9 protein-coding genes are annotated in these 12,432 nt (G+C 33.4%); 4 read left to right on the top strand and 5 right to left on the bottom strand.

What is annotated here, in order from left to right; translation table 11 throughout:
* Positions 1-2: 2 nt before the first annotated feature.
* Both DMZ43_RS01930 and DMZ43_RS01925 read left to right on the top strand, forming a co-directional pair.
* A complete protein-coding gene (locus tag DMZ43_RS01930; RefSeq protein WP_131505983.1) occupies positions 3-2,471 on the top strand; it encodes a glycan-binding surface protein in 2,469 nt (822 codons plus the stop codon).
* A gap of 96 nt (positions 2,472-2,567) precedes the next feature.
* The gene (locus DMZ43_RS01925) at positions 2,568-3,779 is read left to right on the top strand and encodes a glycoside hydrolase family 27 protein (RefSeq protein WP_131505982.1); all 1,212 of its coding nucleotides are present in this window, start codon (positions 2,568-2,570) and stop codon (positions 3,777-3,779) included.
* Here DMZ43_RS01925 and DMZ43_RS01920 read toward each other — a convergent pair.
* The 4 genes from DMZ43_RS01920 to DMZ43_RS14915 all read right to left on the bottom strand — a co-directional run bounded on the left by DMZ43_RS01920 (position 3,776) and on the right by DMZ43_RS14915 (position 10,034).
* Positions 3,776-4,771 (bottom strand): glycoside hydrolase family 5 protein, encoded by a 996-nt coding sequence (locus DMZ43_RS01920; protein WP_131505981.1) that lies wholly within the window; start codon positions 4,769-4,771, stop codon positions 3,776-3,778. The two genes, DMZ43_RS01925 and DMZ43_RS01920, sit on opposite strands and share 4 nt — an antisense overlap.
* A gap of 74 nt (positions 4,772-4,845) precedes the next feature.
* On the bottom strand, positions 4,846-7,629 hold the full coding sequence (locus tag DMZ43_RS01915; RefSeq protein WP_131505980.1) for a sugar-binding domain-containing protein: 2,784 nt from the start codon (positions 7,627-7,629) through the stop codon (positions 4,846-4,848).
* A gap of 95 nt (positions 7,630-7,724) precedes the next feature.
* Positions 7,725-9,788, bottom strand: coding sequence for a glycosyltransferase family 9 protein (locus tag DMZ43_RS01910; protein ID WP_131505979.1), 2,064 nt, complete (start codon positions 9,786-9,788; stop codon positions 7,725-7,727).
* A gap of 48 nt (positions 9,789-9,836) precedes the next feature.
* Positions 9,837-10,034 carry a hypothetical protein gene (locus DMZ43_RS14915; RefSeq protein ID WP_187347833.1) on the bottom strand — a complete coding sequence of 66 codons (198 nt, stop codon included), beginning with the start codon at positions 10,032-10,034 and terminating at the stop codon, positions 9,837-9,839.
* A 205-nt stretch (positions 10,035-10,239) separates the two neighbouring features.
* Here DMZ43_RS14915 and DMZ43_RS01900 point away from each other — a divergent pair, with 205 nt between their 5' ends.
* Together DMZ43_RS01900 and DMZ43_RS01895 are read left to right on the top strand one after the other, a co-directional pair.
* On the top strand, positions 10,240-11,091 hold the full coding sequence (locus tag DMZ43_RS01900; protein WP_238155750.1) for a zinc-dependent peptidase: 852 nt from the start codon (positions 10,240-10,242) through the stop codon (positions 11,089-11,091).
* Between the two features lie 77 nt (positions 11,092-11,168).
* Positions 11,169-11,588 carry a CBS domain-containing protein gene (locus DMZ43_RS01895; protein WP_129759299.1) on the top strand — a complete coding sequence of 140 codons (420 nt, stop codon included), beginning with the start codon at positions 11,169-11,171 and terminating at the stop codon, positions 11,586-11,588.
* 56 nt (positions 11,589-11,644) lie between these two features.
* Here the strand turns inward: DMZ43_RS01895 and rpe are convergent, their stop codons facing one another.
* Positions 11,645-12,307 carry a ribulose-phosphate 3-epimerase gene (gene rpe, locus DMZ43_RS01890; RefSeq protein ID WP_131505978.1) on the bottom strand — a complete coding sequence of 221 codons (663 nt, stop codon included), beginning with the start codon at positions 12,305-12,307 and terminating at the stop codon, positions 11,645-11,647.
* Between the last annotated feature and the right edge of the window lie 125 nt (positions 12,308-12,432).

Raw genomic sequence — 12,432 nt, 5'->3', positions numbered from 1 at the left:
TAATGAGAGTTTTTAAAATATATTACTTGGTTATGATTGCTGTTTTGGCGAGTATAACATCATGTAAAGAAGATGATGATTTATACCCACAATTAGGCAACGACCCTAGAAACCTTACCGAAATAATTTCTGAAACATCTGATCTTTCAACTTTGTCAGGTCTTTTAGTTCAAGCAGGATTAGACGAAACCTTAAGAACCACCACAACATATACAGTATTTGCGCCTAATAATGCGGCAATGTCTGATGCTGGAGCAGGCTCTTTAACTGATGAAGAATTGCAAAACGCATTGTTAAACCATGTTCTTAGTACTGTGACTGCCGATTTTGTATCGACTTTCACTACAGGATATTTAACAACTTTAGCAACAGGACCAGATGGAAATAACTTAAGTTTATATGTAAATACAAATGCCGATTTGACACTTAATGGAGTTGCTTCTTTAGTAGATAACGCTTACGATTGGGGAGCAACAAATGGAGTGTTGCATACTGTTGATAATGCCTTATTGCCACCAACAGTTACGGATCATGCAATGGCAAACCCTGATTATTCAATGTTTGCTGCAGCTCTAGAGGCTTCTGGTTTAGATGCGACTTTAGCAGGAGCAGATGTTTATACCGTTTTTGCACCAAACAATAGTGCTTTTGAAATGTTTATGACAGAAGTAAATGGTGCTTTTGGTTGGGCTACTTTAGATGATATTCCTACTGATGTGCTTCAGCAAGTATTAACTTACCATGTAGTAGCTGGAGAAAATGTTGTTGCCGAAGAAGTAGATGGTACTGTTCAAACATCTGTTCAAGGAGAATCGTTTTCAATTACAGGTACTGTTATAGATGACGCTAGTTATACCAATGCAAATATTGTACTTACTGATGTGCAAGCTGTAAATGGTATTATCCATGGTGTTGATAAAGTATTGTTGCCAGAAGGTGTTTTTCAAGATGTTTTAAGTGCAACACTTAACATAGTAGAAAGATGTAACGACAGAGGGTTTACTACGTTTTTACAAGCTGTTGATATGGTTGGTTTAACAAGTAGTTTATCTAGTGATGAATTAACAGCGCTTGCACCAAACAACGATGCTTTTGTTGCGTTATTTGCTACTGTAAATAATTTTGAAAGTTTAGACGAGTTTGATACTCCAGAAGAATTAGCTGTATTAACCGATTTGGTAAACTATCACCTTCATTCAGGAACATTACTATCTAGTAATTTAACTGATGGCGGAACAATCTCAACCTTATATGGTGACGATATTACCGTTGATTTAAGTGGTGATAACCCTAAGTTATTACCAACATTTTCTGAAGCAATCCCTTCTCAAATTATTACATCAAATATTGGAGCTACAAATGGAGTCATCCACGAAATAAATAGAGTTTTAGTGCCAGATGCATTAGTAAGTGCACTTGGTATAGAAACAGGAGAAAGTGGATTGTGTCCTGTGAGTGACCCTTCATTGGTATTCTTTGATTGGGATGCAAATGGTCCTTGGTGGGGAAATGTAAATGCTGAAAATGATGCATCTTTGTCTATAGATGGTTCTAGTTATGGTAGAGCAAACTTCCAAACAGGTGGAACTGGATGGCAAGATTTATTCTGGAGGAATGATGCAAGCACGTTTAATGGAGCTGCTACAGTTGGTTCTAACTTAAGCGAGTATTCTTTAAAATTCGATATTAATGTTATTGAACCACTTACTGCTGGTCAATTTAGAATAAGATTCCACAGTGATGCAGTTGACGCATTTTACGATTGGGCACCTTGGAACGATACAGGAGAACCTTTTACAACTGATGGCTGGGAAACTGTTGAAATTCCACTATCTGTATTAGGAGTACCTGATTTCAGCTTAGTAAACCAAGAGTTTGGTATGGCATTCGAAGGCGCTGATGTATTGTTGAACTTTGCTATTGATAATGTTCGATTTGATTCTCCAGGATGTGGAGGTCCAGATCCTGTTGATGATCCATCTTTAGTATTCTTTGATTGGGACGCTAATGGTCCTTGGTGGGGAAATGTAAATGCTGAAAACGATGCAGCTATAAGCTTAGACGGAACTAATTATGGTAGAGCAAACTTTCAAACAGGAGGAACTGGATGGCAAGATTTATTCTGGAGAAATGATCCAAGTACCTTTAATGGAGCTAGTACTGTTGGTTCTAACCTTGGAGCTTATGTGCTTAAGTTTGACATTTATACAATTGAACCTTTATCTGCAGGTCAATTTAGAATTAGATTTAATGATTCTGATGGAGTAGACGCCTTTTACGATTGGGCACCTTGGAATGATACAGGAGAACCATTAGATACTGAAGGAGGCTGGACAACAATATCCATTCCTTGCTCTGTGCTTGGAGTTCCGGATTTTAGCTTAGTAGATGCTGAGTTTGGTATGGCATTCGAAGGCGCAGATGTGTTACTGAACTTTGCTATAGATAATGTTCGATTTGAAGAATTATAGATTTCATATTTGATTATTAGTAATAAACTTAATTATGTCAATTAGTCTAAATTCCCTGTAAAGTTTTTACAGGGAATTTTTTAAAAAACAAAACCAATGATAAAGAACACTTTACTTGCACTTTTATTTTTAATCTCAATAACAAGCCATGCACAAAAATTTGAAGGATTAGCAGAAACACCTCCTCTAGGTTGGAATAGCTGGAATACTTTTGGAACAGATATCAATGAGAAATTGGTTATGGAAATTGCTGATAAGTTTGAAGAATTAGGTTTTAAAGATGCAGGATACGAATACATTGTTTTAGATGATGGTTGGATGGCTAAAGAGCGTGATGCTAATGGTAATCTTGTTGCTGACCCAGTAAAATTCCCAAGAGGAATGAAAGCTCTTGCAGATTATATACATTCAAAAGGATTAAAGTTTGGACTTTATAATTGTGCAGGTTATACTACATGTGCTGGTTATCCAGGGAGTAGAGGATATGAATATCAAGATGCGAGAAGTTATGCGTCTTGGGATGTGGATTATCTAAAATATGATTGGTGCAACACGCCTAAATTAAATGCTGAAGGTGCTTATATGACAATGCGAGATGCGCTTAAAGCAGCTGGTAGACCAATAGTGTTCAGTATATGTGAATGGGGAGACAATAAGCCATGGGAATGGGCTGAAGATGTAGGGCATTTATGGAGAGTAACAGGTGATATTATTAACTGTTGGGATTGCGAAGTTGGCCATGGTTCATGGTCGTCTTCTGGAGTTTGGAAAATTATCAATATGAGAAAGAATATTAGAAAAGCAGCTGGTCCTGGTCACTGGAATGATTTAGATATGATGGAAGTTGGTAATGGAATGACTGATGCAGAAGATAGAACCCATTTTGCTATGTGGAGTATGTTGGCTTCTCCACTTATTATGGGTAATGATTTAAGGACAGCTTCTAAAGAAACTATAAAAACACTAACGAATAAAGAAGTTATAGCTGTTAATCAAGATAAGTTGGGTATTCAAGGATTTAGGTTTTCAAACGAAAATAATATTGAAATTTGGATAAAACCACTAGATAACGATGCTTGGGCTTTAACCTTTGTAAACATGAGTGATCAACCAATTCAATTAGATTATGATTGGGAAAAACATAACATTGGTGACGATTTAAATGGTAAATACGTTGATATGAAAAAGACCAAGTTTACAATAAGAGACTTATTCAATCATAAAGATTTAGGAGATACTTCTAAGCATTTACAATCTGTTATACAATCTCACGATGTACTAATGGTTAAACTTGATAAAAAGAACTAGTACTTATAGCTTTTTAGCTTCTTTTTAAAGTATTTACCATGTCTTGAAGGTGTGTAATCATCATCAATAAAAAGACGAGGAGCCCATTCTTTATCAAACACCCAAATCATATAAGAAATGCCTTTTTGGTCGCAATAATTTGTGATGGCATCTCCATAAGATTCATCGCTAATTACTGGTGAGTGTGCTCCTGGATCTTCAGGACCACAAAATCCTATTTCGGTTAAAATTAAAGGATGAGTTTCTTTAATAAAACCCCAATCATTGTCCCATTTGGCTTCCCAAGGTTTTTCTCTCTTTTGAGGATATGGATGACTCACAAAAGCAATACCTTCAATAGTAAGTGGGTTAGTTTTTAATGGTGTTAAATCATAAGCCCAATTAAATCCAGCTACCAACGGAACTCCTTTTCCGCCATTAGCTCTAATAATAGTGATTATTTCTTTATTGATATCAGCCCATTGTTCCCAATTAATTGTCCCAAGTGTATGGTTATAAGTTGTAGGCTCATTAAAAATTTCATAAAAGGCAACAGTAGTGTTGTTACCATACCTAACAGCAATTTTTCTCCAGAAGTCAAAAGTTTCTTTTTGGGTAGTATCATAAATATCAGATTGATACATCTCTGTTCTTAAATTACCTATACTGTGCCAATCTATAATGACATGCATTCCTAGTTCTTCAGCCCATTTAATTCCTTTGTCTAAAAGCTCAAAATAAGCATCGTGTCCTCGTTCTCTCCAATTTGGAGGATGTATAGGAAACCTCACTAAGTTAGCTCCCCAATTTTTCATCTCTTTAAAATACTCTAAGGTCCAATAGCCTTGGTTATCTAGTTTATGAGGGTCACTTGTGTTGAGTCCTCTAAAAACAACAGTATTTCCTTTGTCGTCCACAAAATTGTTGCCTTTAACGTGTATTCTACTTAAAGTGTTTTGAGCAAATAGAGTAGAAGTGATTAAAAATGCAATTATAAAGATGTTTCTAGTCATTTTATTTTTTTGTTTAAAGTACTCAATTTACAAGGCTTTTAGTAGTATTATTTTGTCAAAAAAATGTACAACTTTTAATTGTTGAATAAGGTTTCAAGATCAGAATATTTTGAAGCTTGTTTAGGATGAAAATTATCAGAACTCATATAATTTAAAATAGATTGATAAAGTTGAACTGCCTCAGGAGTTTTAATGGTATTCAAAGGAGACATACATACAAGTAAATTGCCTTTTCCAACATTGAACTCAAAAATTAAACCTAGTTTATGATTTCGTTCTAAATTGTCAATAACCTGAACTGTTGGTAAAAATGCTTTGTTGAGCTCATCTAAAATTAGTGGTCTGCTTTCTTTAAGTATTGAAAACCATTGCCAGTTGGTATGATAATCTGTAGGGAAATTATTAAAAATCGGATGCTTTGGGTTTGTGAGAATGCCCAAAGTTCCTGGTGAAATGGGTTTTTTAACAGATTCACTTATACTTTTAAACATTCCATAATTCCAGAAATCAGGAGGAAAATGTCCAGCGACACTTTTAGTTTCTAAAGTACTGAAGTCTGGAAAAAGCAATACGTTTTTTCCGTTTTTTAAACTAGAAAGAGTTGTTGAATTAAACGTGTTGGTTACTAAAACAGTTTCAGGAATAACAATTTTTTGGTTTGAAGGGTAAACCCAAATAGGATACGAGTTGCTATATGATGTATTTGGAATAGTAATATTAAGCGTTAATTTTTTTGCAGTATCAATACCATCTAATTTTAAGGTTAATGTGCCAACATCTAATAATTCTCCATTAATAAAAGATTGTTTGTCAAAACTGTCTTGTTTAAAAGTGTTTCCGTTTTCATCTTTAATTATCCAGTCAATAACTGTATCAACTATAGCATCAGAATAGTTTGCAATCTTAATTTGTGCCTGAAAACTTTCAGTATTGGTCCAACAGTATTTTGAAAACTCAGCCAGCAAAGTAATATCGTTACAAGATTGTTTCCATGATTCAGTAGTTATAACATTTTTACTTTCCATAAATGCATCTAAAACACCTACAAGAGCAGTACCTTGACCAGGAAAATCTTGTAAGTCCAATAACTGAAATCCAGCCATTCCTTTAGTGCGCAATGCAGCTTCCATTTCTGCTTTATAGCAAATAGCAGACCACGCACCAGATGCTTTTTGAAAACTACTATCCAAATGCTCCATTCCAGCTTTTTCTAAGCGTTTTTGAAACACTTGTAAATTTCGAGGTTTTAAAACACCAGTGTATTTATCAATTTCATCATAATTGGGATAAATTTGATACTGACCAATCTCATGACTTACTAAAGGAAGTGGCATGTTGTTTACAGCATAATTAAAATTTACCTGCGTTGATGGTGTTGAGGTATTTAATATTCCGCCTTGTTCAGCATCAGCAAAAGCGTGTGTTAATCTTGCGTGTCCTTTAGTAGAATGGCCATTGGTAGGAATTCGAGCTCCAACAAAAAACTGCGAATAAGCTCTGGGTTCAAGATATCCAATATTGTTGTTAGAGCCCATAGCATAAAGAGGCCTGCTGTCGTAATTTTTTAAAGCAAGCATTACATTTTCAACCTTGTCATGACCTCCCCAAATTTCGTTGCCAGGAGAAAACATTACAAACGAAGGATGATTTGCATAAGCTTTTAACATTGCTATGCCTTCTTCTTTTAAATTGTTAGCTATAGTATCAGATTCTAATCCACCCCAAAAAGGCAATTCAACTTGAAGGTATATTCCTGTTTTGTCGGCAGCTATAAATGCAGCTTCAGGAGGACAATAGGTGTGAAATCTATAGTGGTTGATGCCATATTGTTTTGCGATTTTATAAATACGTTCCCAATCCTCAACACTAGTAGGCGTATAACCAGTAAGTGGAAAAACAGCAGCTTCATGTTTACCTCTTAAAAATGTTTTAGTGTTGTTTATGGTGAATTGCGTACCATTAACTGAGAAATTTCGCATACCAAAGCTAACGGTTTTTGCATCGTTGCTTTCAGGGTTTAGAATAGTTGCTGTTAATTCATATAAAGGTTGTTCAAACTCACTCCATAGGCTGATAGAATCTTTAAAGGCGTATTCTAAAATAGCTTTGTTGTCTTTAATTTTGAATGTTTTGGGTGTTAATTGAGTTGTTTTTCCATCGTGTGATTTCTTAATGTCAAATTGGATGTTTAAGTCGGAAAGGTTAAGAGCATTTTCAATTTCAATAGAGACATCAATTTTCTTTTTGTCTATATTAGGATGTACTTGCAAATTGCTAATAAAAGTTTTTGGAGAAGCCTCTAAATACATTTTTCCAATAATGCCATTCCAGTTTGTTTGAGTATCGTCAGAATAGATATGTACATTTCCGTAAGGTGTTAATTTTAAACTGTTGTCTACTTGTATTGTAATAAAATGCTCACCAGGAGTTAGGACTTTAGAGACATTGAACTGTTGAGGAGATTGTAATAGTTTAGAAGAACCAATTAATGTTGAGTCAATCCAAACTTTTGAAAATTTTGAGCGTTCTAATACTAACTGTATATGTTTGTTTTTGAAGTGCTCAGGAACGACTATTTTTTTTCTATACCAAGCGATACCTTCATATATGTAAGGTCTGCTCAAGTGCAGAGTTGTACTATCATTATTAATAAATCCTTTTTGGTTAGTATCTGTTGTTCCTGGTAAATTGATGGAATCGTCAAGAGTTTTTAAAAACCATTTTTCATTAACACCTAGATTAGATGAGTCGGTTGCGAATTGCCATTGACCTTGAAGGTCCATTAGAGTTCTAGGAGTCTTTTTTTCGCTACAGCTTATAAAAAGTATTGCTACTAAAAGTAAGTAAAGGTTTTTCATTAAATGCGTAATGGTTCGTAATTCAGAAAATGATAGTAAAGTCCTAAATTACTAAATAATACTGCGTTTTGAAACGAAATGGAACCCTTTTTGAATTAAGAAAAACTGGGTATATTGAAGATGATATGTTGTTGTTTCAAAACTTCTAAAACCATATTAAAAGACATGTCATTTTTTGTGGCAACAGATTCTTTTTGTAATAAATCCTCAATTTGGTTTTTCATTGAATCGTTATGATATTCCAATAAAAATTCATTGTCGTATAACTTAATCAAGCAATCTTTATTGCTAAAATCAATAACTGCTTGAGGGTTAACTTTAAGAGTATTAGATAGTTCAGGGTATGTTTTTTGAAGAAGTTTATAAATAGCTTCCACAACTCTGTTGACTGTTATTGAGTTTAAACAAACTTTATGGTCGCAATTTAAAATCACATCGTAGTTACAACGAATATTACAAACACCTTTTTTGCCCCAAATAATCTCATTATTTTCAGAAAAACTTCCCCAGCTTCCAGGTCCAGTAGGTCCATAAATGCCAACGGTAGGTACATTGTAAGCACCAGCAACATGGGTGATTCCTGCATCATTTCCTATATGAAAAAGAGCTCCAGCCATTGCGTTGCCAACATCAGTCATTCCGCCTGTTATATATTCTACATGTGGCATTGGTTTGGTAAAATAGGACTCAATGTCTGGATCGTTTGGACCTTTTATAATTTTGCAATTTAATGTTGGAAAAAGCTCAGAAAGAGTTTCGATAAGTTGAGCATACTTTTCTGTAGGCCATATTTTTAATAGAAAACCAGCTCCATGGTGTAGCACATAATATTTAGAATTTTCTTTTGAAGTTTCAAAATAAGGAAACCCATCATAACTATTGTTTATGTCTTTGTGAAGCTTTGAAACTGTATCAATATAATGTGCAATTGAATGCTGTTTTACTTTTTTATGTGTTGGGTATTTTAGCGCATGAGGTAAATCGTATCCTCTAAAAGCGGGATAATTACCCAATTCGTAAATATTATCATAGTTGTCTTCTTGCTGTCTTGCAGCTTCTTCATTAACAACTGTAATGTCTTCAAGGTGGTTTGTGAAAAAATCAACCAAACGAGGAGCTACTGCAAAATGTAAACTATCAGATACTTTTGCTAGTTTTTTAATTGCAGGAATTGAAAAAAAGATATCGCCTAAGCCTCCATAGCTTTTGTAAACTAATACCTTTCCTAAGGTGTTGGTTTTTGTTTCAGGTTTTTTCTTGATATTTTGTTCTGCTCTATCCCAAAATTCATCCAAAATAGTTTTCATTTCATGAATGGCTTGGTCTCTATTATTTGGATAAAAATCAAATGAAAAAGTACCTATTCTGTCATTTGAAATAATATTACATCCTGATAAAAAGGCTTCTGCAGCCAAACGACCAGAAGGCTCTGGCCATACAGGTTGGCAAATAAACGTTTTAGTTTTTCCTAGTATTTTTAAAACCTCTTTGTTAGGTATTGGCTCATGGAAACTTATATTGCTGGGTAGCTCAGTACGCAACTTGTTTTCTCCGTAAACTGTAAAATTAATGTTGGGATGTTCTTTAGCATATTCTACATAGGCGTATCCGCCTTTTAAATAATTGAGGTCTCCAAAAAACGGAATCGTGTCTTCAATTTTTTCTTCACTAATTTGTAAATCTTCAACATGAACAGTAGGTGGTTTAATCATGTGGTTTGAAACTGCATCTCCAAAAAATTCAACATGTGCTCTGTAGTGGCTTGGTGATTGAAATGCATTAAACTTTGCATTGGCATATAAATTTCTGTAATGATGAAATTTATCAGGGTTGCAGCAGTTGGTTACTTTTCTATCAACTGTACATAAAATGTTTCTTCTCACGCAAAAATTATAATCGTATTCAATTTTTATATACAGTGCTTTTGAAGAAATTAAATAATTGATTAATTCTAGTTCATACTGACAACGTGTAATGCTACAAACAATAATTAAATCTGAATTTTGAATATTTCTTTTGGTTGTATCAAAATTTCTAAGGTAGTCTAACGTTACAGAATATTGTCGTTGCTCACCTAAACGGATTAATTGTTTAATAGTCAATTCTGCTCCTCTAGGCGTAGCTAAAGAAGTATCATGTAAAAACAGTACTGAATTCAAATTAGAGGAAAATAAATAAGAAACACTTAAAAGATGTCTATGGCAATATTAGTCGTCATAGTATCCATCGTCGTAATACCCATCGTCGTAATACCCATCATCATAATAACCGTCACCATAATATCCATCATCAAAACTATCATCATCAGACTCGCTACACGATGATGCTACAGAGGCTGTTATAGAAATAGCAGAAAGAGCTAAAATTGCTTTACCAGATTTTTTAATAAAATGTCTTCTTTTCATAGTAAATGGAGTTTACATTTCTAAATTTAACAAAAAAATTAAAATGCTTGTTAGTTATATATATAACAACTCATAATTCAATAATCCTTAAAAAAAAGTAATTTGATTTTAAGGGTACTAAAATAGCTGTCATTTTTTTATATTTATAAAACCTAAAATTATAGACTCCCTCACAATCTATTCTTATTAACAACGTTATTTTGAAGTGAATTTACTATTACTTATCGAACAACTAACAACAGGTGGCAAAATAGTCATTGGTATTTTCTTTGCTATTTTATTGGGAATGCTTTTTTACTTTGCTTTAAAAATGGCAGAATTAAGTTATGTGATGAAGCGTAAAAAACCTTTTTATGTTCATTCTCCTTTCTTTTTAAAACAACTTAATGAACCTCAAAAGTTAATACTGCAAAATCAATTTAAGTTTTACAATAAATTAAATTCTAAGTACAAAAAGTATTTTGAGCATCGTGTTGCTTCGTTTATAGCAGATAAAGAGTTTGTTGGAAGAAGCGGGTTGCAAATTACTGAAGAAATGAAAGTCCTTATTTCAGCAACAGCAGTAATGCTTACTTTTGGTTTTAGAGACTTTTATATAGCTTTGGTAAATAATATTTTTATTTATCCAGAAGAGTTTTACTCAACTATTAATGACGATTATCATAAAGGGGAGTTTAATCCTAAATTGCAAACTTTGGTGCTCTCTTGGAAAGATTTTAAAAAAGGGTTTGCTATTGATAATGATAATTTAAACCTTGGTATACATGAGTTTGCTCACGCTATTCATTTAAATAGTATAAAAGAACGTGATGTTAGCTCTACTATTTTTTCTGACTCGTTTAAAGAGCTTACCACATTATTATCTAATGAAGAAACACTAAGAAAAGATTTAATAGCGTCTAAATACTTTAGAGACTATGCTTATACCAACCAGTTTGAGTTTATAGCTGTTATTATTGAAACCTTTATTGAAACTCCTGATGAGTTTAAATCGCTTTTCCCAGAAATTTACGATAAAACCAAACAGATGCTTAATTTTAACTTTGCAGGATATTAGTAGGTTCCAATGACTTTTGTCATGCTTTTTTTGAATAATGGGTTTTATCTTTAATAGTGAATTTAAAACCTAAAAAGATGAAAAAAAGAGTGTTAATATCTGAAATAATGACAAAGGATGTCATTACCTTAAACCATAAAGATGATTTAGAAACTGCAGAAAGGTTATTTAAAAGTAATCGTATTAGACATATTCCTGTAGTTAGTGGAGAGCATATAATAGGAATGTTAAGTTACACAGATTTGTTACGAATTAGTTTTGCCGATGCTGTTGAAGATGATGAGACTTCTGTTGATACAGTAGTTTATAATATGTTTACTATTGAGCAGGTTATGGCTAAAAAGTTAACTAGTGTATCATCAAATACAACTATTAAAGAAGTTGCTGAAATACTAGCTGAAAAAGAGTTTCATGCATTACCAGTTGTTGATAATGATAAATTAGTAGGAATTGTTACAACTACCGATTTAATAAACTATTTAATTAATCAGTATTAGAGAATAAACTGTTAATAAAAAAGCTCCTAAATTCAGGAGCTTTTTTTATGTTAAGATTATGAGTTAGCCAACGCTTTCAAATCTTTAATAGTTTCAATTTGATTTTCGCTTTTAAATACATAACTACCTGCGACTAAAACGTCAGCTCCAGCATCAACCAATTGTTTTGCATTTTTATTGGTAACGCCTCCATCAATTTCAATTTTTGTTGAAGCACCTTTTTTGGTAATTAATTCTTTAAGCTGTTTTACTTTATTGTATGTGTTTTCAATAAAACTTTGACCACCAAAACCTGGGTTTACACTCATTAAGCATACTAGGTCAATATCGATTATAGTGTCTTCAAGTACGTTAATATTAGTGTGAGGATTTAATGCTACTCCTGCTTTCATGCCATGTGCTTTTATAGCTTGTAAAGTCCTGTGTAGATGTGTGCAAGCTTCATAATGAACCGTTAGAATATTGCTTCCTAAATCGGCAAAGGTTTTTATGTAGCGATCTGGGTCAACAATCATTAAATGTACATCAATGGTTTTTTTAGCATGTTTTGAAATAGCGTCTAAAACTGGCATTCCAAAAGATATGTTTGGTACAAAAACACCATCCATTATATCTATGTGAAACCAATCGGCATCACTAGTATTAACCATTTCTATATCTCGTTGAAGGTTGGCAAAATCTGCTGCTAAAACAGAAGGAGCAATTAATTTAGAATTCATTGTTGTTGTGTTGTTGAAAGTTTTTGCAAAGATAGAAAAGTCTTTTCATAGTCTCTTCCCTTTGGGAAGGGATTTAGGGATGGACTTAAAAAAAATGAACCCAGAGTAATCAGCTCTGGGTTCTT

The sequence above is a fragment of the Meridianimaribacter sp. CL38 genome (assembly GCF_004328055.1).
GTDB classification, from domain to species: Bacteria; Bacteroidota; Bacteroidia; order Flavobacteriales; family Flavobacteriaceae; genus Gaetbulibacter_B; species Gaetbulibacter_B jejuensis.
This window is presented reverse-complemented; position numbering and strand designations above follow the sequence as displayed.

Bases quoted from the DNA above. Each gene is read 5' to 3' on its own strand.
- DMZ43_RS01930 (WP_131505983.1), top strand. From the start codon at position 3: ATGAGAGTTTTTAAAATATATTACTTGGTTATGATTGCTGTTTTGGCG.
- DMZ43_RS01925 (WP_131505982.1), top strand. From the start codon at position 2,568: ATGATAAAGAACACTTTACTTGCACTTTTATTTTTAATCTCAATAACA.
- DMZ43_RS01920 (WP_131505981.1), bottom strand. From the start codon at position 4,771: ATGACTAGAAACATCTTTATAATTGCATTTTTAATCACTTCTACTCTA.
- DMZ43_RS01915 (WP_131505980.1), bottom strand. From the start codon at position 7,629: ATGAAAAACCTTTACTTACTTTTAGTAGCAATACTTTTTATAAGCTGT.
- DMZ43_RS14915 (WP_187347833.1), bottom strand. From the start codon at position 10,034: ATGAAAAGAAGACATTTTATTAAAAAATCTGGTAAAGCAATTTTAGCT.
- DMZ43_RS01895 (WP_129759299.1), top strand. From the start codon at position 11,169: ATGAAAAAAAGAGTGTTAATATCTGAAATAATGACAAAGGATGTCATT.
- rpe (WP_131505978.1), bottom strand. From the start codon at position 12,307: ATGAATTCTAAATTAATTGCTCCTTCTGTTTTAGCAGCAGATTTTGCC.